General features: G+C 62.3%; 19 protein-coding genes and 3 pseudogenes. 21 read left to right on the forward strand and 1 reads right to left on the reverse strand.

Annotated features, from left to right (window positions below; all coding sequences use genetic code 11):
• The 14 genes and pseudogenes from ACT8II_RS06695 to ACT8II_RS06760 all read left to right on the forward strand — a co-directional run.
• Positions 1-582, forward strand: a 582-nt coding sequence (locus ACT8II_RS06695; RefSeq protein WP_443813441.1) for an adenylate kinase, incomplete at its 5' end; no start/stop codon positions are given.
• The gene (gene map / locus ACT8II_RS06700) at positions 579-1,367 is read left to right on the forward strand and encodes a type I methionyl aminopeptidase (protein ID WP_443813442.1); all 789 of its coding nucleotides are present in this window, start codon (positions 579-581) and stop codon (positions 1,365-1,367) included. The genes ACT8II_RS06695 and map, both read left to right, overlap by 4 nt.
• 370 nt (positions 1,368-1,737) lie before the next feature.
• Positions 1,738-1,956, forward strand: a complete 219-nt coding sequence (gene infA / locus ACT8II_RS06705) for a translation initiation factor IF-1 (RefSeq protein ID WP_009141477.1) — start codon at positions 1,738-1,740, stop codon at positions 1,954-1,956.
• Between the two features lie 148 nt (positions 1,957-2,104).
• The gene (gene rpmJ, locus ACT8II_RS06710) at positions 2,105-2,218 is read left to right on the forward strand and encodes a 50S ribosomal protein L36 (RefSeq protein ID WP_006363204.1); all 114 of its coding nucleotides are present in this window, start codon (positions 2,105-2,107) and stop codon (positions 2,216-2,218) included.
• A 15-nt stretch (positions 2,219-2,233) separates the two neighbouring features.
• The gene (rpsM, locus tag ACT8II_RS06715; protein WP_118653601.1) at positions 2,234-2,608 is read left to right on the forward strand and encodes a 30S ribosomal protein S13; all 375 of its coding nucleotides are present in this window, start codon (positions 2,234-2,236) and stop codon (positions 2,606-2,608) included.
• Positions 2,609-2,624: 16 nt separating this feature from the next.
• On the forward strand, positions 2,625-3,032 hold the full coding sequence (gene rpsK, locus ACT8II_RS06720; RefSeq protein ID WP_294122499.1) for a 30S ribosomal protein S11: 408 nt from the start codon (positions 2,625-2,627) through the stop codon (positions 3,030-3,032).
• A gap of 19 nt (positions 3,033-3,051) precedes the next feature.
• The gene (gene rpsD, locus ACT8II_RS06725; RefSeq protein WP_118653600.1) at positions 3,052-3,648 is read left to right on the forward strand and encodes a 30S ribosomal protein S4; all 597 of its coding nucleotides are present in this window, start codon (positions 3,052-3,054) and stop codon (positions 3,646-3,648) included.
• A gap of 29 nt (positions 3,649-3,677) precedes the next feature.
• Entirely contained in the window at positions 3,678-4,619 is a 942-nt protein-coding gene (locus ACT8II_RS06730) for a DNA-directed RNA polymerase subunit alpha (protein ID WP_118653599.1), read from the forward strand.
• A 27-nt stretch (positions 4,620-4,646) separates the two neighbouring features.
• A complete protein-coding gene (gene rplQ, locus ACT8II_RS06735) occupies positions 4,647-5,144 on the forward strand; it encodes a 50S ribosomal protein L17 (protein WP_118653598.1) in 498 nt (165 codons plus the stop codon).
• A 242-nt stretch (positions 5,145-5,386) separates the two neighbouring features.
• Positions 5,387-5,842 (forward strand): annotated as a pseudogene (locus ACT8II_RS06740) (energy-coupling factor ABC transporter ATP-binding protein); the annotation flags it as partial.
• Positions 5,816-6,631 (forward strand): annotated as a pseudogene (locus tag ACT8II_RS06745) (ATP-binding cassette domain-containing protein); the annotation flags it as partial. The pseudogenes ACT8II_RS06740 and ACT8II_RS06745, both read left to right, overlap by 27 nt.
• Before the next feature lie 306 nt (positions 6,632-6,937).
• Positions 6,938-7,684 (forward strand): annotated as a pseudogene (locus ACT8II_RS06750) (energy-coupling factor transporter transmembrane component T family protein); the annotation flags it as partial.
• 61 nt (positions 7,685-7,745) lie between these two features.
• Positions 7,746-8,573 carry a tRNA pseudouridine(38-40) synthase TruA gene (gene truA, locus ACT8II_RS06755; RefSeq protein WP_118653640.1) on the forward strand — a complete coding sequence of 276 codons (828 nt, stop codon included), beginning with the start codon at positions 7,746-7,748 and terminating at the stop codon, positions 8,571-8,573.
• Positions 8,574-8,726: 153 nt separating this feature from the next.
• Positions 8,727-9,164, forward strand: a complete 438-nt coding sequence (locus tag ACT8II_RS06760) for an arginine repressor (protein WP_118653639.1) — start codon at positions 8,727-8,729, stop codon at positions 9,162-9,164.
• Between the two features lie 168 nt (positions 9,165-9,332).
• On the opposite strand, the gene ACT8II_RS06765 is transcribed toward ACT8II_RS06760, so the two are convergent.
• Positions 9,333-11,543: a transglycosylase domain-containing protein gene (locus ACT8II_RS06765; protein ID WP_118653596.1), complete on the reverse strand. Its 2,211-nt coding sequence runs from the start codon at positions 11,541-11,543 to the stop codon at positions 9,333-9,335.
• Positions 11,544-11,724: 181 nt separating this feature from the next.
• Between ACT8II_RS06765 and ACT8II_RS06770 the strand changes: the two genes are divergently transcribed.
• The 7 genes from ACT8II_RS06770 to rpmE all read left to right on the forward strand — a co-directional run bounded on the left by ACT8II_RS06770 (position 11,725) and on the right by rpmE (position 21,032).
• Positions 11,725-13,821, forward strand: coding sequence for a U32 family peptidase (locus tag ACT8II_RS06770; protein ID WP_158574815.1), 2,097 nt, complete (start codon positions 11,725-11,727; stop codon positions 13,819-13,821).
• 113 nt (positions 13,822-13,934) lie between these two features.
• Positions 13,935-15,149, forward strand: coding sequence for a tyrosine--tRNA ligase (gene tyrS / locus ACT8II_RS06775; RefSeq protein WP_407495670.1), 1,215 nt, complete (start codon positions 13,935-13,937; stop codon positions 15,147-15,149).
• Positions 15,150-15,477: 328 nt separating this feature from the next.
• On the forward strand, positions 15,478-17,352 hold the full coding sequence (locus ACT8II_RS06780) for an adenine deaminase (RefSeq protein ID WP_443813447.1): 1,875 nt from the start codon (positions 15,478-15,480) through the stop codon (positions 17,350-17,352).
• A 175-nt stretch (positions 17,353-17,527) separates the two neighbouring features.
• On the forward strand, positions 17,528-18,331 hold the full coding sequence (locus ACT8II_RS06785; RefSeq protein ID WP_118653593.1) for a Cof-type HAD-IIB family hydrolase: 804 nt from the start codon (positions 17,528-17,530) through the stop codon (positions 18,329-18,331).
• Between the two features lie 226 nt (positions 18,332-18,557).
• A complete protein-coding gene (locus ACT8II_RS06790) occupies positions 18,558-18,845 on the forward strand; it encodes an ACT domain-containing protein (RefSeq protein WP_118653592.1) in 288 nt (95 codons plus the stop codon).
• 116 nt (positions 18,846-18,961) lie between these two features.
• Complete coding sequence (locus ACT8II_RS06795; RefSeq protein WP_294122516.1) at positions 18,962-20,410, forward strand: citrate synthase; 1,449 nt, start codon at positions 18,962-18,964, stop codon at positions 20,408-20,410.
• A 181-nt stretch (positions 20,411-20,591) separates the two neighbouring features.
• On the forward strand, positions 20,592-21,032 hold the full coding sequence (gene rpmE / locus ACT8II_RS06800) for a 50S ribosomal protein L31 (RefSeq protein WP_118653590.1): 441 nt from the start codon (positions 20,592-20,594) through the stop codon (positions 21,030-21,032).
• The last annotated feature ends 70 nt before the right edge of the window (positions 21,033-21,102 follow it).

Consider the following 21,102-nt stretch of genomic DNA (forward strand, 5'->3'; position numbering starts at 1 on the left):
CAAGCCCAGCGTCTTGTTGCCGATTATGGTGTGGCGCATATCTCCACGGGCGACCTGCTTCGCGCTGCCGTCAAGGCTCAGACTGAGCTTGGCGTTGCTGCCAAGAAGTACATGGACGCCGGAGAGCTCGTTCCCGATCAGCTCGTGATCGACCTGGTCAAGGAGCGCCTTGCTGCCGACGATGCGCAGAAGGGCTTCATCCTCGACGGATTCCCGCGCAACACGACGCAGGCCGTGACGCTCGATACCGAGCTTTCGGCTATGGGTCGCGAGCTCGATGGCGCGCTTTTAGTCGATGTTCCCGCCGAGGTAATCGTCGATCGCCTCTCTTCTCGTCGCACCTGCCGCGATTGCGGTTACACCGCAGGTCCCGATACCGCCGTGTGCCCCAAGTGCGCAGGCGAGATGTATCAGCGCGATGACGACAAGCCCGAGACCATCAAGAACCGTCTTGATGTCTACCAGAAGAACACCAGCCCGCTCGTGGAGTACTACCGCGGCCAGGGCATCCTCAAGGTCGTCGATGGCGATCGTGATATCGACGTGGTGTATGCGGATGTGAAGGCTGAGCTCGGTCTATGATCAAGATCAAATCTGCCGCCGATATCGAGCAGATGAAGAAGGCCGGAGCTCTGTCCAAGATGGCGCTCCGGCAGGTCGGCTCGATGATTCGACCTGGCGTTTCGACGTTTGAACTCGATCAGCTTGCCGAGCAGATCATCCGCATGCACGGCGGCACGCCCGCCTTCAAGGGCTACGGCGGTTTCCCCGGGTCCATTTGCGCTTCGCTGAACGACGCGGTTGTTCACGGCATTCCCAATCCCGACGTCATCCTGCGCGAGGGAGACATCATCTCGATTGACACCGGCGCGATCGTTGACGGTTGGGTGGGGGATAACGCTTGGACGTTTTACGTTGGCAATCCCAGCACCGAGGCAAAGGGCCTGTGCGAATGCACGCTCGACTGCCTTAAGGCGGCAATCGAGCAGGCCGTTCCCGGAAACCATATCGGAGACGTGGGGCATGCCGTTCAGTCGCTCGCCGAGAGCAATGGCTATGGAGTCCTTCGTGACTACGTGGGCCATGGTGTTGGTCGCGCTATGCACGAGGATCCCAACGTGCCGAATTATGGCAAGAAGGGTCGTGGTGTGAAGCTCCAGGCTGGCATGGTCATCGCCATTGAACCTATGATCACACTTGGCTCCAACCGCGTGCACACCGGTTCCGACGGCTGGCTCGTGTCGACCGACGACGGCCTGCCCGCGGCGCACTACGAGAACACGGTCGCCATCACCAACGACGGCCCTGTGATCCTCACGCAGGATTCACAAGGCCCATGGTGTCCCATGACCAGCGGTTCAATGTAACCGCCCGTCCCTGGGCTTTCCTATATCATCCGCTGCTCGGGCAGTCCTTTTCGCACGAAGGCCCCACTGGGGCCTTCGGCTCATGCGGAACTCGCATCGGACGATATGGGAAAGCCCAGGGACTACGGTACCTTGGCAGCCCGACGGGGCGGGCCCGCATGGTCCGCCGCGAGTTCCGCACGAACAGAAGACCACTAAATGTGGCCTTCGTCGTGAGCAGGACTGCCCGAGCGCCGAACCATGCGGGCCCGCACCGTCGGGCTGCCGGTGGGACAGAATATTTGTGGAGCGATTGGGAATTTCCCTTTCGCCTGTTTAGCATGTAGTAACATGCACTGTTGCTGTCGTTTTCGAGAGAAAGATGATGCACGTGAAGAAGGAAGACGCCATCGAGCTTGAGGGCACGGTCACCGAGCCGCTGCCGAACGCCATGTTCCGCGTTGAGCTTGAGAACGGTCATTCGGTTCTCTGTTCCATTTCGGGCAAGATCCGTATGAACTACATCCGTATTCTGCCGGGTGACAAGGTCGTTGTGGAGCTCTCTCCCTATGATCTGACCCGCGGTCGCATCACCTATCGTTATAAGTAACGACCATTCGCACGTATTCGAACCGGAAGGGTGTGCTCTGCCCCGTAAGGTTCGATACATGCTTCCAGCCATTCGTTATTAACGCCTGCGGCTGGGCGAGTAGATAACATTCCACCTTGTAGCTTGAGCACTACCGAAAGGAAGAACGATGAAGGTACGCCCTTCCGTCAAGAAGATGTGCGATAAGTGCAAAATCATCCGCCGCCATGGCAAGGTTCTCGTGATCTGCGAGAACCCGCGCCACAAGCAGCGCCAGGGTTAAGAGAGGAGATCCACAGTGGCCCGTATTAACGGTGTCGACCTTCCGAACGAGAAGCGTGCGGAGATTGGTCTGACCTACATCTACGGCATCGGCCGCACCACCGCAGCGAAGATGTGCGCCGAGCTCAACATTGCCGACGGCACTCGCATCAAGGACCTCACCGAGGAGCAGATCTCGGCGATCCGCGATTACATTGATAAGAATGGCCTGATGGTCGAGGGTGACCTCCGTCGCGAGCGCGCCCAGAACGTCAAGCGCCTCATGGACATCGGCTGCAACCGCGGCCTCCGTCACCGCAAGGGTCTCCCTGTTCGCGGTCAGCGCACCCACACCAACGCTCGCACCCGCAAGGGTCCGAAGCGTCAGATCGGTGCCAAGAAGAAGAAATAAGGGAGACTGACGCATAATGGCTACTGCAAAGAACAAGCGCGGCGCCACCACCCGTATCAAGCGCGCCGACCGTAAGAACATCTCCGTGGGCCAGGCTCACATCCGTTCTACGTTCAATAACACCATCGTTTCCATTACCGATCCCGCGGGCAACGTCATCGCTTGGCAGTCCGCTGGTACCGTGGGCTTCAAGGGTTCCCGTAAGTCGACCCCGTTTGCCGCCCAGATGGCCGCCGAGGCTTGCGCCAAGGCCGCTATGGAGCACGGTATGCACAAGGTCGCCGTCTTCGTGAAGGGCCCCGGTTCGGGCCGCGAGACCGCGATCCGCTCCCTCCAGGCCGCTGGCCTCGAGGTCTCCAGCATCCAGGACAAGACCCCCATCCCGCACAACGGCTGCCGCCCCAAGAAGCGTCGCCGCGTGTAACTGAAAGGATCGATTTATTATGGCAATCGACAGGACTCCGGTTCTTAAGCGCTGCCGCCAGCTCGGGATCGATCCCGTTGAGCTCGGCTACAGCTCCAAAAAGGAATCTATCCGCCAGCCCAAGCGCCGTCGCAAGGAATCCGAGTACGGTATGCAGCTGCGCGAGAAGCAGAAGGTCAAGTTCATCTACGGCGTTCTCGAGAAGCAGTTCCACCACTACTACGAGCATGCTCTTCGCATGGACGGCGTTACCGGTGAGAACCTCATGACCATTCTCGAGACCCGTCTCGACAATGTCGTGTTCCGTCTCGGCTTCGCTCGCACCCGCAAGGAGGCTCGTCAGACCGTCCGCCATGGCCACTTCACCGTTAACGGCAAGCGCGTGGACATCCCGTCCTACCGCGTGAAGGCCGGCGACGTTGTGGCTGTGGGCGAGAAGTTCCGCGACTTGCTCCCCATCAAGGAGGCACTCATCTCCTCCGAGCGCTTCGAGGTCCCTGGCTGGCTCGAGGTCGACATCGAGAAGCTTTCCGGCAACGTCATCTCGCTGCCTTCTCGTGACCAGATCAGCGGCGACATCAACGAGCAGCTCATCGTCGAGCTTTACTCGAAGTAATCGTTTGCGCGCTACGCTGGAGGTATTACATGTCCGAATTCATCAGGCCCCAGGTTCACGTCGAGGAGATCAGCGAGACTGCTGCTCGCGTTTCCGTCGAGCCTCTGGAGCGCGGGTATGGCGACACGCTGGGTAACTCCCTGCGCCGCGTGCTGCTTTCCTCGCTCGAGGGTGCAGCCGTCGAGGCCATCCAGATCGATGGCGCCCAGCACGAGTTCACCACGATTCCCAACATGGTCGAGGATGTCACCGACATCGTCTTGAACGTGAAGGGTCTCGTGTTCCGCACGCTTGGTACCACGGACGAGGGCACTGCGACTATCTCGGTCGATGGCCCGTGCGAGGTTACCGGCGCAGACTTCTTCATTCCGTCCGAGTTCGAGCTCGTCAATCCCGAGCAGCACATCGCGACCCTCACCGAGGGTGGTCATCTGACCATGAGCATGCGCATCGGGTATGGTCGCGGCTACGTGTCCTACGAGCAGAACAAGCGCGACAATGATCCTATCGGCATCATCAACGTCGACTCGCTCTTCTCCCCGGTCAAGCGTTGCGCCAAGCTCGTCGAGGCGTGCCGCGTTGGCCAGCACACCGACTACGACCGTCTGGTTCTTGAGATTGAGACCAACGGTGCGCTTTCCCCGCGTGACGCGGTTGTGTCTGCGGCCAACATCATCAACCAGCACATGGCTGCGTTTATGACCCTGGCCGACGAGCCCGAGGCGGAGGAGGAGATTTCCATCTTCGCCCCCGAGGTGACGAGCGACAATGCCGAGCTTGACAAGCAGATTGAGGACCTGGACCTTTCCGTCCGCTCTTACAACTGCCTCAAGCGTGCGAGTATTCACTCCGTGCGCCAGCTGGTCGAGTTCTCCGAGAACGACCTGCTGAACATCCGCAACTTCGGCGTGAAGTCGATCGAGGAAGTCAAGGACAAGCTTGAGTCCATGGGTCTGAGCCTCAAGGCTTAAACCCTAGGTATAGAGGAGAACTAGACCATGCGTCACAATAAGAAGAAAGGCCTGAAGCTCGGCACCGACGCCAGCCACACCAAGGCCATGAAGAAGAGCCTTGCCAAGGCGCTCTTCGAGAACGATCGCATCAAGACCACCGAGACGCGCGCCAAGGCCCTGCGTTCCTATGCTGAGCCGATCATCACCTGGGCCAAGAAGGGCGACCTGCACTCTCGTCGTCTCGCCATCGCCAAGCTCGGTGATAAGAATCTCGTTGCTGAGATTTTCGACAAGGCCGCTCAGGGTATGTGGGCCGACCGCAATGGTGGTTACACCCGCATCATGAAGCTCGGTCCGCGCAAGGGCGATTGCGCTGAGATGGTCATCATCGAGATCGTCTCCGAGCCTTGCACCCCTAAGGCGAAGAAGGCTGCTCCGGCTAAGAAGGCCGCTGCTCCTAAGGTCGTCAAGAAGGACGAGGCCGTCGAGGAGGCTGCTGAGGTCGTCGAGACCGAGGCCGCTGTCGAGGAGACCGCTGAGTAGCACGTAGCTGCTCGTGCATCACATTGAAGAGGGGTACGTTCGCGTGCCCCTTTTTGTTTTGCCTGGGCGACTGGCGGCGGGCAGTTCACTCCCTGTTCGGGCAGTCCTGGCTCGCACGAAGGGCCCACTGGGCCCTTCGGCTCGTGCGGAACTCGCATTGAGTGAACTGCCCGCCGCCAGTCGCCCAGGCAAAACAAGAGAAAGGGGGCGAGAACGTGCTTGAAGTGAAGGATGTTGGCGTGGTGTTGGATGGGGCTGAAGTCCTGTCTGGTTGCTCATTCTCCCTTGCTCCGGGTGAGATTGTTGCCCTAACGGGAGATAACGGGTGTGGAAAGTCCACCCTTGGTCGTGTGTTGTGCGCGGCGCAGCTGGTTGACGATGGCTGTGTGGTTGTCGATGGTCACGACCCCTCTGCTAACGAACGTGAACGCCTCATGGTTCGGTCGCTTGTTGGCCGTGTGTGCCAGGATCCCGTTGATCAAATCGTTTCCTCCCTCGTATTTGACGAGATTGCCTTTGGGCCCCGTAATCTTGGCCTGTCGGAAGAAGAGGTGTCTCAGCGTGTCGACTGTGCACTTCGCCGTGTAGGGTTATCAGGGTTCCAGGATCGCGTTACGACGGCACTTTCCGGCGGAGAGCAGCAACGCATCGCCCTTGCCGGTGTGCTCGCCATGACTCCTCGATATCTTGTGCTTGATGAGCCTACCGCGCAGCTCGATCCGGCGGTCCGCGAATCACTCCGTACGCTCTTTCGCACTCTTGTCCATGAAGACGGCATCGGCGTCGCTCTCATTACGCACGACCCGCTTGAGATCGCTCTTGCAGACCGCATCGTGGATGTTGCCTCCATCAACGGAGCTCTAGGCGCCTCCGAGTCTGCTTGTCGCGCGTCTTCCGGCCCTCAGGCTGTGCAACATTCCTTTGGCTCTTGCACGGGTCGGGAGGCTGCCAGGTGCCGAGCTGTTGCCACGCCGTGCGATGCGCCGATCCTTGAGGTGGGGGGTGTCTCGTTTAGCTATGGCGATCGTGCCGTCCTCAAGGACATTTCGTTTTCGCTGCACGCCGGCGAGGTGGTGTTGCTCACGGGCGCATCGGGTGCCGGCAAGTCGACGCTTGCCTCGCTTGTCGCGGGATTGGTCTCGCCTGATGCGGGCTCCATTCGCCTTCACACCTGCGCGGACAACTCCTCCGTCGCAGATGTTGCCCCTGCTTCCCCGGTGCATCCAGTTCCCGGCACTGTCGGGCTGTCGTTCCAGCAGCCAGAAGCGCAGTTTTTCCTCGAGACGGTCTACGACGAAGTCGCCTATGCTCCGCGCAACCTTTCGCTCAGTGAGGACGAGGTCGATCGTCGGGTCTTTAAGGCCATCGATGCCGTAGGGCTCGATCGGAAGCTTGCCGATGCCTCTCCTTTTGAGCTTTCCGGGGGGCAGGCTCGCCGCGTTGCGCTTGCATCGGTGCTTTCGCTCGATGCGTCCGTATACGTGCTCGATGAGCCGAGCGCCGCCCTTGATGCGCGGGGCAGGGCATTCGCGCACCGTTTCGTGACGGATCTTGCCGCGGAGGGCCGGTCGGTTTTGGTGATTACGCATGATGTCGATGAGTGGCGTCCCTTTGCGACACGCGAGCTCATGTTGTCAAATGGGTCCCTACATGCAGCCCGCGCGCCTGAAGGCCCCTCAGATGCCTCTTTACAGCCGTTTGCGGGTGACTCCGCCATGGGTCATGCGTCGAGGGGGCCTCAAGCGTTTGGCACGGTTTTTGGTGAGTATGTTCCCGGGACACCCGTTGCACGCCTCGATGCCCGTGTGAAAATCGTGCTTCTGTTGCTTGCGACGGCTGGGGTCTTTTCTGCCGGAGTGCCGGCCATGCTCGTTGTTTGGCTGCTGATCCTGTGCGGCTGCCTCGCGTCGTCGCGCATGCGGTTGGGCCGTGTGCTGCGCGGCATACGGCCCGTTGCCGTCATCCTCGCGTTCACGCTCGTTGCGAACCTGGTGTCGTGCGATGGCCGGGGAACGGTGGAGTTGGTTGGCGCGATTGGTCTCAGCCCGGCGGGAGGCTTGCGGGGACTCATGGCTATAACGCGCATCTTGTTACTCGTGGGCTTCTCACTCGTCGTTGCCTCGTCGACGACCGCGACTCAGCTGAGTGATGCCTGCGTGCGCCTGTTGAGCCCCCTGGCCCGTTTTGGTGTGAGCGTGGGTCCTTTGGGCACCGTGCTCGCCGTGGCACTGCGATTCATCCCGCTCGTGAGTGAGGAGCTCAATCGGATTCGACTCGCCCAGCGTGCGCGCGGAGCCCAGTTCGATGCCGGTCCGCTCTTCTCGCGCATCGGCGTGTGGGCTTCGGTGTTCACGCCCCTCATGATTGGCCTGTTCCGCCGTGCGGATCGTTTGGCCGAGGCCATGTCCGCCCGTTGCTATGATTCCGTTGCCGCTGGGAAACTGCCCGCTCCTCGTCGATTGGCTCCTTATGATCGCCTTGTGCTCGCATTGGGGGCGGCGCTCGTGCTCGTCTTGACCATCCTGGGTTTATGTTGGTGATTTTGGTAGCATAGGCACGAAAGATTGCAATAAGGAGGCTTCAGTGGCCCAAACAGACGATATGCGCGTGGGCGCGCCGTCCTATTTCGAACCGGAGGTGCTCGACGGCACCTTGGTGTTTCGGCTGGGCTACGATGGCGCCGGCTTCTCCGGGTTTGCCGAGCAACCGGGGCTTAGGACGGTCGCAGGGGAGGTCCGCTGCGCGCTCGAGACCTTTTTACGCCGTCCTATCGACCTCACGTGTGCCGGTCGCACCGATGCAGGTGTTCACGCCATAGCGCAGTACGTGAGCGTCCCCGCACACCATGATGAGTTGGCCATCGAGCATCGACGGTGGATGCGCGCGATGGCGGCCTTGCTCCCCGATGACATAGCGCTTGGTAGGGTGTTTCATGCCTCCTCCGGCTTCTCGGCTCGCTTTGACGCGCGTGCTCGAACCTATACCTATCGCATAGCTACGGGCGACGCACCGCCGCTGCTCACGCGCAAGGTGACTTGGTGGCATCGACTGCCCTTGGATGTCGAGGCGATGGAGTGCGGCGCTTCGTATTTGGTGGGGGAGCATGACTTCAAGAGCTTCTGCAAGATGTCTTCCGCCATCGGCAAGCCCACGTGTCGCAACGTGATTGAGGTCTCCTTCGAAAGGGAGGGCGCGCTGGGTGAGGAGCACATAGCCTTTACCATCACGGGTAATGCGTTCCTGCATTCCATGGTCAGGACGATCGTTGGGACCCTCGTTGAAGTCGGCGCGGGTCGTCGAGATCCGGAGTGGGTTTTAGAGGTGATTACAGCGTGCGATCGTCGGGCGGCGGGCCCTACTGCTCCTGCGCGTGGTTTGTGCTTTATGGACGTGGCATATGACGATGGAGCTTTGACGGCCTGCCCGTAAAAATGCTTCAATATGCACATATATGATTGCATTTGCCTGTTCTATGCAAAAATGTTTCAATTAGATAGCGTGATGCCTGCTAATCCGTTTTAAAGAGATTCGGCGGTATGCTGTACTCGAAATGTGGGGAACCGCTAGGGAATGGTGGAGAACATGGCCAAAAAACGCAATGGCCGCCAAGATGCTATTCGAGAGATCGTCCGAACTGAGGACGTGCGCACTCAGCGCGTGCTCGTGGACGAGCTTAAAGCGCGTGGGTTCGATTGCACGCAGGCGACCGTCTCGCGCGATATCGCCGACATGGGGCTTCGTAAGCTGCCCGAGGGCATGTACGTCCTTGCGGAGGATCTACATCTGCAACGTATGGTCTCTGAGCTCGTGGTTGGCGTTCAGCGCACGGAGAACCTCGTCATCATCAAGGCGCAGCCCGGTACCGCCCTGGGCATCGCCGCGGCAATCGATGCCGCCGAGCTGCCCGATGTTCTCGGCTCGCTGGCTGGAAACGACACGATTCTCGTCATCACGCAGACGCCGTTGGACGGAGAGACGTTTGAGGCGATGATCTCCAAGCTGAGGAGCGTGCGCAAGTGAGCCCGATGGTAATCCATATGCTCCTGTTCGCCTTACTCATCACGTTGCCCATTGTGCTTGTTTTGTTGCTGGTGGCGTACTGGCGTCGCTTGCATCGATAGGGGAGCATGAGACTCCAAAAAGAAAAACCCTCGTCCCTGTGGACGAGGGTTTTTGTATGGCTGTCTCCTATGCGGTTGGCGTCGTGGTTTGTCCGCCGCCCGTTGTACCGCCACCGGTGGTGCCGCCGTCGGGCACCTCAGGCTCGGGTTCGGGCGTGGGCTCAGGCTCGGGTTCCGGAGTAGGCGTCGTGGGCTCCTGAGGCGTGGTCGGCTGCTCCGGCGTGGGCGTCGTGGTCTGCTGCTGTTCGGTTTCCTCCGTCGTCTCCTCTTCCTTTTCCTCGTCCTCGTCTTCGCCCTTGGGGTTGGTCTTGGAGAACTTCCACTCGGAGTCCTTCTTGTAGGTGGGTGTTTCTCCGGTGGGGAACTCCTCGCGAGCAAGCCCGTTCAGAATCTGTTGCATCAGGCTCTTGAACACCGGGAGCGTCATCTGGTTGCCCATAAGGGAACCGAGGTCGACGGTGCCGTTGTAGCCGCCCACCCAGATTGCGGTGGCATACTGCGGGGTGTAGCCCACAAACCACAGGTTGGTTGCGGTGTCCGCGGTGCCGGCCGTACCGGTCTTACCGGCGACGGGCTGGTTCATGTACGGGTTGCCAGGAGCGCCCAGGCCGTTGGTCATGACGCCCTCGAGGACATCGGTCACGGCTGCGGCCACTCCAGCGGAAATGACCTGCTTGCCAGCGTCTTCGTGCTTGTACACGGTTTTGCCGCCGCGCCCCACGATCTCGGAGATCGCGACGGGCTCACGATAGTAGCCACCGTTCGCGAAGACGGCGTAGGCGGATGCCATCTCAACGGTGGAGAAACTGCCCGTACCAAGGGTCATGGACAGGACATCGTTCATCTCGGAGGTGTCGAGCCCAAGCTTCTTGCACATGGCGATGATGTTCTGGTTGCCGATGGTCTCTGCTACCTGCAGGTAGCCGGTGTTGGACGAGAGCTCGGTCGCGCGGGCGAGCGAGATGTAGCCCATGCTCTGGTTGCCGTAGTTTTGCGCCACGTAATCTGCCTGCCCGGCGATCTTCCAGGTGAGCGGCGAGTTGCAGTTGATCGTGATGTTGGGGTTCATGCCCATCTCGATGGCGGTGGCGAGCGTGAACGTCTTGAACGATGAGCCGGGCTGGTTGCGCGAAGTCGCATGGTTGATGTGGAGGACGCTGCCGTCGTCCTCGACGCGGTTGTAATCGCGCCCGCCAACCATCGCCTTGATGTACCCGGTCTTAGGGTCGATGACCGTCATGCCGATGTCGAGGTCCTTGGCGTCGCGTGCGGCGGCGGGGTACTTGTTGATGTTCTCCACCGCGGCGGTCTCAGCGGCCTGCTGCACCGCGGGGTCGAGCGTCGTCTTGACGGTGAGACCGCCTTTGAACAGGACGTCGGTCGAGAACTCCTCTTGAAGGAGGGTTTTGACGTAGTCGACAAAGTACGGCTGTGAGAAGACGTTGATGCCGGACTCGGAGACCTCGGTCACGTTGAGCGCGAGCGGCTCGGCCACGGCGGCGTCGTATTCTTCTTGGGTGATGGTGCCCAGGCGGAGCATGTTGCCCAACACCTTGTTGCGTCGCTCGACGGCGACGTCTGGATTAACGGTGGGGTCGTAGTATGAGGGCGAGTTGGGTAGGCCGATGAGTAGGGCTGCTTCGGCGAGCGTGAGGTCGCTCGCGTTTTTGGAGAGGTACGTTTGTGAGGCGGCTTGGATGCCGTAGGCTCCGTGGCCGTAGTAGATGCAGTTGAGGTACATCATCAAGATCTCGTCTTTGGAATAGATCTTTTCCATTTCGAGGGCGATGTAGGCCTCGCGCACCTTACGCTCGATGGTCTGGTCGAATTGCTCCTCCGAGAGGATGGTATTACGCACGAGCTGCTGGGTGATGGTCGAGGCGCCCTCGGAGCGACCGGTGAGCTGCGCGAGCACAGCGCGGCCGATGCCGATGATATCGACGCCCGGATGCTCGTAAAAGCGCTCGTCCTCAACGTCGACGGTGCCCTGGAGAACCCACGGCGATACCTGGTCGGCGGTGACGCTCTCGCGGTTCTGGACAAAGAACTCGGCGATCTCGTTGCCCGCGGCGTCAAGGATGTGCGTGGGCTCGCTCACGAGGTACTCGTCGGCATTCGTGTAGTCGGGAAGATCGGAGAGCCAGCGGTTCACGTTACCGATCATGCCAATGCCGAACGCGATGCCCGCCACGAGCAAAAAGCCGAGAGCGGAGACGAGGATGACGGGGACGGCGTGCGTTTTTGCGCGGCTGCGCGCGTAGCGCTGTCGATGACCCATAAACGACCTCCCATATACAGGTGGGCGCGTGCCCAAAAGCCGTAACACATAGATATTCATACGATAGCGCAAGCGGCGCAGACGTCCGCTCGGGTATCCTTACTCAATGCGAAAAACACGTTGGAGCGTTCAGATTGCGCCGTACAGGTTGATGGGGCGCGTGAGAGGGGAGGCATCGAGTATGGTCGAGTTGCTGGCTCCGGCGGGCACGCCGGATGCGTTTCGAGCGGCGATTGCGGCGGGGGCGGATGCCGTGTACGTGGGGCTCGGCTCCTTTAATGCGCGTGCGGCGAACGGCGGGTTCTCGCTCTCCGAGCTTTCGCGCGGCTGCGCCCTCGCCCACGCACATGGCTCACGTGTTTATGTGGCCCTGAACGTCTGCATGCACGATGACGAACTCGCTTCTGCGCTGGAGCTTGCGTCGGCCGCGCTTGACGCGGGCGCCGATGCGCTGATCGTCGCCGATGTGGGCCTGTGCGACCTCATTCATCGCGAGCTGCCCGGCGTGGAGCTCCACTTGTCCACGCAGACGGGCGCGCAGTCCGTTGGTGCCGTCCGCCTTGCCGTGCGCGAGCTGGGAGTGTCACGCGTGACGTGCGCGCGCGAATTGTCCTTGGCGGAGCTCGCGGGTCTTTGCGCTGGGGGAACGCCCATCGAGGCGTTCTGTCATGGCGCCATCTGCATCTGTTATTCGGGCGCGTGCTCCTATTCGGCTCTCATGCGCGGGCGTTCGGCCAACCGCGGGGACTGCACCCAGCCCTGTCGTCTGGCCTATGCGCTTGAGGACGATGAGGGCCGTCTGCTCGCGGGCGGGGCGTGGGAGCGGGACGTTTCCGAGGCGAGGGGCGCCGGACGCTCCGCCGCACAGGGCGACCGCCTGCTGTGCCCGCGTGATTACCTGGGGATCCGTCATGTTTCCGCGCTGGTTGGCGCCGGAGTCGCGTCCCTTAAGATCGAGGGTCGCATGAAGGGGCCCGATTACGTGTACAACGTCGTGGGCTGTTATCGTGAGGCGCTCGATGCCGCGCTCGCCGGGGTCGAGCTCGATGAGTGCGAGCTGGACGAGTTGGAGGCACGGCTCGCACGGTCGTTCAATCGCGGATTCACCGATGGCTACCTGCGTGGAGGTCACACCGCGACGGGGGCTGGGCTTATGAGCGTAGAGCGCGCCATCAACCAGGGTCTTGAGGTGGGCATCGTAGATGAACCCGGATACGAGGGCGCATGGGTGAGATTTACCCGCGAGGTCGCAGCCGGGGATATGTTGGAGATTTGCTCGACCCCAGGTGCCAATGCCCCTGCCGACGTGCCCAAGCGCTGGCCGATCGTCCCGTGCCCGGCCAACGTGGGCGCCCAAGACCGCGCGTTCGTGCGATGCAAGCGCAAAGTCGAGGTGGGCAGCGCGGTTCACCTGGTTAGGTCTGCTGCGCTGGTTGCTGCCTCGCGTGCCGCCGTCGATATCGTGCGAGACGAGGAACTCTCGTTGGGCTCGGCCCTTACGGAGCCGTGTGAGGGGGATGGGCGTCTGGACGACGGAGGCCGATTCGCCCACGCGCGCCGTAAGTCGCCGCATCTGTCCCCGGCGGAGCGGCGACCTGTCCGCGAGAGTGAACTCTCGCGGCACGATTGCGCGCAAATGAACGATTTTGCTCATCGAGAGTTAACTCTCGGGGCTGCGGGAGGAGCCGAGGGGGCGAGAGCCGCGGGAGGAGCCGCGGAAGGAACTGGGGATGCCGTGCGCGAAGCAGGCGAGCTCGATGGCGTCATCGATTTGGGTGAGGTCTGCCGAGCGGGGGACATACCGTTCGTGGTCGAGGCATGCGCGGCGGTTGCGCGTGGCGAGGCCGACGCCTTACTCTGTCGCAACATCGGGCAAGTCGACGCTGCGTGCGAGGCGGCAGTTGCGTGGGAGGTCGCACCGCCGCTCAATGTGTGGAACGCACAAACGGCGCGCGTCCTACAGGGTTTGGGCGCTCGTCGTATCTGGTTGCCCGAGGAGCTTTCCGATGAAAATGTTGTCGGCGTGCAGAATGCCGCCCGCCTTGCAGGTGTGTCTGTTCCCGTTGCGCGGGTCGCAAGCGGATCGACTCCGCTGATGGTCATGGAGCATTGCGTACTTACTGCCGAGGGACCCTGCGATGGTGCATGCGCGACGTGTTCCCGGCGCCTGGCGAGCAAGCGCGGCGATCGCTTTTTGGTGGAGCTCGACCGAAATGCCTCCGATGCCCGTCTTGCGGTGCGCGTGGACGAGCGGGGGAGGACGCGGCTGTACCGCTGAGGGCGGTTCTGCGTTACACTAATGCCCATATGTCGTTCCCCAGCACCGCCCGTCCGCGCGAGTTCCCGCCGGCACGTGGCGAGGGTGCTATGACCTTGCAGAAAGGTGCACCTATGTTGCCCGTAGACGAGCAGATGCGCATCATCACCTCCGGCGCCGCCAAGATCGTGCCCGAGGCGGACCTCAAGAAGAAGCTCGAGCGCGGCGTCCCGCTCAACATCAAGCTCGGCGTCGACCCCACCAGCCCCGACCTGCATCTCGGCCACGCCGTCCCGCTGCGCAAGATGCGCCAGTTCCAGGACCTCGGCCACCGCGTGACCCTCATCATCGGCAACGGCACCGCCACTATCGGCGACCCGTCCGGCAAGAACTCCACGCGCCCGCAGCTCACCCAGGAGGAGGTCGAGGCCAACGCCGCGACTTACGTCTCCCAGGCGATGAAGATCCTCGACCCCGAGAAGACGACCATCGTCCACAACGGCGACTGGATGTTCCCCATGGGCCTGAAGGAGCTCCTCTCAATCGCGTCCAAGTTCACCGTCGCCCGCATTCTCGAGCGCGACGACTTCACCAAGCGCTACCAGTCCCAGACCCCCATCGCCCTGCACGAGTTCCTGTACCCGATCATGCAGGCCTACGACTCGGTCAAGATCGAGGCGGACGTGGAGATGGGCGGCAACGACCAGCTCTTCAACCTGCTCGCCGGCCGTGAGCTCATGGAGAAGATGGGTATGGAGCCGCAGATCGCGCTCACTATGCCGCTGCTCGAGGGCACCGACGGCACCCGTAAGATGTCCAAGTCCTATGGCAACTACATCGGCCTCACCGACGCCCCCGCGGACATGTTCGGCAAGACGATGTCCATCCCGGACGAGATGATTGGCAAGTACTACCGTCTGGCAAGCTCGCTCGCGCCGGTCGAGGTCGATAAGATCGACGCCGCCCTGGCCGACGGTTCCGCCAACCCCTACGAGCTCAAGCGCGCGCTCGGCCGCGACCTGGTGACCACGTACCACAGCGCCGAGGCCGCGGTCGAGGCCGAGGCCGAGTTCGATCGCGTGCACAAGAATCGCGACATGCCCACCGACATAGCAGAGGTCGCGGTCGAGATCGCGGTGAACGATGAGGGCCTCGTGTACCTGCCCGCCGTGCTCCAGGCCGCCGGTCTGGTCCCGAGCGCCGGCCAGGCCCGTCGCGACATCGACGGCGGCGGCGTCAAGCTCGACGGCGAGCCGGTCTCGCCCAAGACCTACAACGTGGACCCGGCCTCCCTCAAGCCCGGCACGATCCTGCAGGTTGGCAAGCGCCACTTCGCCCGCCTGGCGTAGGGCGTGCCCCTGCGTGTACGACTCCCTGTCCTCGGATGGCGGTGGCGCCTGTACGTCCTTTGGACCGCAATAGCGTCGAGGCGCCCTTCGTCCGCGCTCGCATCCGGTATCCGGATATTGAAGAAAGGTCGACCGGTTTTCTCGGTCGACCTTTTGTTTTGATAAGCGTTTGGGTGCCCTTGCGAAACGAACCCCATTCAGGAGCGGTTTCCCGATGCGCTCGCTCGCGGAAAGGCTGCGCCTGCGATCAGCCGTGAAGGGGCCACGACCAAAAAGGCAACGCTCCTTTCGCATCGGTTCGGCTGCCGCATTGGGTACCATGGATGAAATGACGGCTCACATGAAGGGCGGCGCCAAGGATATGGAACCCAATCTGGTCAAATTGATGCAGGCTCTCATCGACACGGCGGAGGGTCGCGTGCCGGCGGACACGGTGTTCGTGAACGCGCAGATCGTCGACGTGTACCGTTTGCGCGTGGCGCGCGGTCAGGTCGCGGTTACATGCGGCTGCATCGCGGGCGTCCTGTTCGAGGGGCGCGACTGCGCAGACGCGTCCGTTCCCGCCTGGGAGGCCGCCCGCGTCGTCGATTGCGAGGGCCGCTACCTCGCCCCCGGTTTCATCGACGGCCACCTGCACATCGAGAGCTCCAACATTCGCCCGTCCGAGTACGCCCGCATGGCGCTCACCCGGGGCACCACCACCGCCATCGCCGACAGCCACGAGATCGCCAACGTATGCGGCCTCGAGGGCCTTGCGTTCATGATCGAGGACGCCTCCCGTGCGCCGCTCGACATCAAGTTCATGATGCCCTCCTGCGTACCCGCCCTGCCTGACGAGCAGGCCGGAGCCGTGATCACCGCGGCGGACATGGAAGCCTTTATGAACGAGTATCACGGTGCGATCTTCGGCTTGGGCGAGATGATGAACCTGCCCGGCGTGTACGGTGCGGACGAGGAGACCTGCCGCCGCATCGCGGTGGGCGCGAAGACCGCATCCGGCCAGGTGGACGGCCATGCGCCCATGGCGTGCGGCAACGACCTCAACGCCTACGTCGCCGCGGGCATCATCGCCGACCACGAGAACACGGGCGTCGAGGGGGCCCTCGACGAGCTCTCCCGCGGTATGTACGTGATGCTTCGCGAGGGCACCTGCAGTCACGACCTCGCGAATCTCGCCCCGCTCATCGTCGAGAACCCCGCGCTCGCGCGCCGCTGCTGCTTCGCCACGGACGATCGCGCCCCCTCGGACGCCCTCAACGTCGGCATGATCGACAACGCCTGCCGCGTCGCTGTCGAGGCGGGTATCGACCCGGTGGTTGCCATCTCCATGGCGACGCTCTCCACGGCGGACGTCTTCGGTCTCGACCACGGCGCGCTGTGCGCCTTCGACCGTCGCGGCGCCATCGCTCCGGGCAAGCGCGCGGACGTCCTGCTGCTCGACAACCTTGCGTTTGAGGGTGCCCCACATCGCGTATACGTTGCGGGCGAGCTCCTCGCCGAGGATGGTGCCTTCGTGGGCTCCATCGCGCCGGTCGACTCGCGACCCGGCCTCGACAAGCTCGAGGGGCGCCTGCGTGACTCCGTCCAACTGCCCGAGCTCTCGCTCGATGTCTTCTCCTACAAATTCCGCCCCGGTGAAGCCGTCATCGACGTGATCCCCGGTAACGCCGTCACCGGCATGGCGCGCCCCGAGACCGCCGAGGGCCTCCGCCGCATCATGCTCATCGAGCGTCACGGCCGCGGGGTCGAGGCACAGCTCTCAGGTGCCGACGGCGATGGCGCGGCGGGCACGGGGCTCGCGGGCAGGCACATCGGGCAGGGCTGGGTGCGCGGTTTTGCCATCCGGGGCGCCATCGCGAGCACCATCGGCCACGACTCCCATAACGTCTGCGTGGTGGGCGATGACCCCGCTGACATGCTCGCAGCCGTGCGCGCGGTGGGCTCCGGCGGCTTCGTCCTCGTGCAAGATGGCGAGGTCAGGGCCAAGATCGACCTGCCGCTCGGTGGTCTTATGAGCGACAAGACGGCCGAGGAGGTCGCACGCGAGCACGACGCCTTCATGGAGGCCGGGCGCGCAATGGGCATCGAGCCTCCGCTCGATCCCGTCATGGGCATGATCTTCCTGCCGCTGCCGGTTATCCCCACCCTGCGCATTCGCCCCGAGGGCATGTTCGACGTCACGACGTTTTCATACGCCGAGTAGGCCGCGACGCGTTCATTTCCCCGTGGTCCCTGCGAAATATAAGTGCTCGGTAAGGGTTTCGAGCACCTTTGATGCGTGGTGCTTGCATCCGATTGCGTCGGGTACGCTTCTCAACAGGTTGTGCCCCGCGGCCATATATAAGCCGCGGGGCCTGTACACGTAAGGAAGCGTCATCATGGCACGACACATCAAGCTCATCGCCTCCGACATGGACGGCACCCTCCTCGACGAGAGCGGAATGGTTCCCGCCGAGACATACGACCTCATCCTCGAACTCAAGGAGCACGGCGTTCACTTTGCGGCAAGTTCGGGCAGGCGGTATGACCGACTGTGCGAGTTCTTCGCCCCCATAAAGGACAGCATGGACTTCGTCGCATCTAACGGGGCCCAAGTCTACGCGGATGGTGTGCAGATTGACCGAGAGGTGTACTCGCACCTGGCGATTCGCCGCCTGGCACGGACCGTGGCCATGTTTCCTAACATGCATCTGGCGTTATTCGATCGTACAAAGTCCTACCTGCTCGACGATGAGGACATATTTGTACGGGAGGTCGATAAGGACCTTCCCAATGCGGAGCGTATCTATGAGCTTCCGTCGCCGAAGGTCAACATCATCAAGGCGAGTATCTTTTGCGACGATGGTAACGTGATGGACAACGCCTATGTCCTCCAGCGCGAGCTCGGCGATCTGTTCACTTTCGCGCCTTCGGGCAACTCCTATATCGACGCGATGCAGCCCGGGGTGTCCAAGGCGTCGGGCATCGCGTTGCTCATGGACCATTACGGCATCGAGCGTGATGAGGTCATGGCCTTTGGAGACGCGATGAACGATTACGAGATTATCCGATTTGTCGGCACGGGTTGCGCAATGGCCAACGGCCGCCCCGCCTTGCAGGCTGTCGCCGACAGGGTCGTTGGGTGCAACGCCGACCATGCCGTGCAGGCGGAGATGCGCCGAGTCCTCGAGTCGCTGCGGTAACGCGGAGATTTGCAATTTGATTGCATTTGTCGATGCGGGGGTCTCGGCGTGCCTTGTGACACGCGAAATCGGCTAGACTGGGAACACTGCATCGCAATGGAGTGCGCTTGGACATGCCGGATGCTGGCTTAGCGCCGCGTGGCTCCACCCGTCTTCCGCACGCCGTCGAGGGCGGGCACTTTGCAACGATTTGGGCGGCATCGCCGCATGACCCGAAAGGAACCCCATGGCAGAGACCTCTTCCAGCCGCGTCGTCATCACTGTCCTCGGTAAGAACCGCCCCGGCATCGTCGCCGGCATGACGTGCGTCCTATCCGAGGCGAGCGTCGATATCCGCGACATCACGCAAAGCATCATCGAGGACATCTTCACCATGACCCTCATCGCCGACGTGTCCGCCTCGACGCTCGGCTTCTCCGAGCTCCAAGAGGCGCTTTCCGCTAAGGGTGATGAGCTCGGCGTCACCGTCGAGATGCAGCGCGAGGATGTCTTCCAGTTCATGTACCGCCTGTAGCCTGTGCCATTTGGTGACGGGTGCATGTTTGCGCACGGCGTGATCCTCGACTCCGTCCATCGTTCCTCGTTCGCCCCGGCGATATGCCGGGGCGCTTGCCAAATAAGGAGCCCGCTATGTCGTACGACGCCCACAACATCTACTATCGCTTCGACGATCACCTGAGCCGCTTGGTTCTCGATTACGAGGCGAGCCGCCGCGTTGATGAGAATTCCGACCGTCTCTACCACGATATTCCCTCTGAGGAATACTCCGAGGACCTGTTCCGCACCCACAACGTGAAGCGCGGCCTGCGCAATGCGGACGGCTCCGGCGTGGTCGCCGGCCTCACGCGTATCTCGGACGTGCACGGATACAACGTGGTCGACGGTCGGGTCGTGCCCGACGAGGGCCATCTTATCCTGCGTGGTTACGACATCGAGGACCTTATAGAGAATGCCCAGAAGGAGGACCGTTTTGGGTATGAGGAGGTCGCGTATCTGCTCATCACCGGCGAGCTGCCCACTGCCAGCGAACTCGACGATTTCAACGGTCGCCTGGGCGCGTATCGTCATCTGTCGAGTGAGTTCGTGCGTCAGTTTCCCATCACCACGGTGAGCCCCTCGATCATGAATGCGCTGCAGCGCGCCGTGCTGCTGCTCTACGCCTTCGACTCCGATCCGGATTCCATAACGCCCGAGCACGAGGTCGACGTCGCCATCTCGCTGCTGTCCCGTCTGCCCCGTCTTGCCGCCTTTGCCCAGACGTTCCGCACCGCCCAGGTGAGCGGCAAGCGTGCGCCCGTTCCCATTCCGGAGCCCGGCTTCTCCACGGCTGAGGCGATTTTGCAGATCCTTCGCGGCGAGGACGGGTATACCCGCGCCGAGGCCATGCTGCTCGACGTCATGCTCATGCTCCATGCCGAGCACGGCGGCGGTAACAACTCGACGTTCGCCTGCCGCGTGCTGTCCAGCTCCGCAACGGATGCGTATTCCGCTTATGCCGCCGCCATCGGCTCGCTCAAGGGTCCGCGCCACGGCGGCGCCAACGCTAAGGTTGTGGCGATGCACGAGGACATCCGCGCGCACGTGACTAATTGGGATGATGAGGATGAGCTCGCCGCGTACCTGGAGAAGATCTTGCGCCGCCAGGCCTTCGACGGCAGCGGTCTTATCTACGGCATGGGGCACGCGGTCTATACCCTGTCTGACCCGCGCGCCGTGCTGTGCAAGCGCTATGCCCGCGGCCTGGCCCACGCCAAGGGCATGGGGGAGGAATTCGAGCTGATCGAGCGCATCGAGAAGCTCGCCCCGCAGGTGATGGCCGATGTGCGTGGTACCACCAAGCCCATCTGCGCGAACATCGACTTGTACACGGGCTTCATCTACAAGATGCTGGGTATCCCCGACACCCTGTTCACCCCGTTGTTCGCCGTGGCACGCACTGCCGGTTGGGCGGCACACCGCATGGAGGAGCTCATCTGCGCGCACCGCATCATCCGCCCCGCGTATCGCTCGGTGCTCGAGTCGGGCAGATACGTGCCGCTGGCTGAGCGCAAGGGCCGCCGCGAGTGCTTGGCGGGGTAGGTCCTCGCATAAGGCGCGCGGTGAGGCACGCTGCCCCCATGCGCCCATGGACCTTTTGTGCACGTTCGCTGCCGCGCGGTGCGTGTGGTAGCATTGACAAGCTATTTTGACTTGGTCGGAAACCAAGTCACCCCTTTGTCCTGGTCGGTAACCAGGACGTGACCAGAAGAGGAGCCCTGCCATGAAGTCTGGCATCCATCCCGAGTATGTGGAGTGCACGGTGCGCTGCAGCTGCGGCAACACCTTCAAGACCCATTCCACCAAGTCCGAGATCCAGGTCGAACTCTGCAACGAGTGCCATCCGTTCTACACCGGCCAGCAGAAGTTCGTCGACACCGGTGGACGCGTCCAGCGATTCGCCGACAAGTTCGGTGGCGCCGCTCAGGCCGCCCTCGAGCGCGAGGCCGCCAAGAAGGCCGCCAAGCAGGCCGCTGCCGAGGAGGCCGCTGCCAAGAAGGCCGCCGAGCGCGAGGCCAAGGCCGCCGAGAAGGCCAAGCGTGCCGCTGAGTACGAGAAGAAGGCCGCCGCTGAGGCCGCCAAGAAGGCCGCTGAGGCTCCTGCCGAGGAGGCTGCCGCTGAGGCCGAGGTCGCTGCCGAGGAGACCGCTGAGGTCGCCGAGTAGCCTTCGCCTTTAGACGTACGCGTGAAACCCCGCGCCCATCTGGGTGCGGGGTTTTCATTTTGCGATCATC

It is taken from the genome of Collinsella sp., assembly GCF_052346665.1.
Taxonomy (GTDB): Bacteria; Actinomycetota; Coriobacteriia; order Coriobacteriales; family Coriobacteriaceae; genus Collinsella.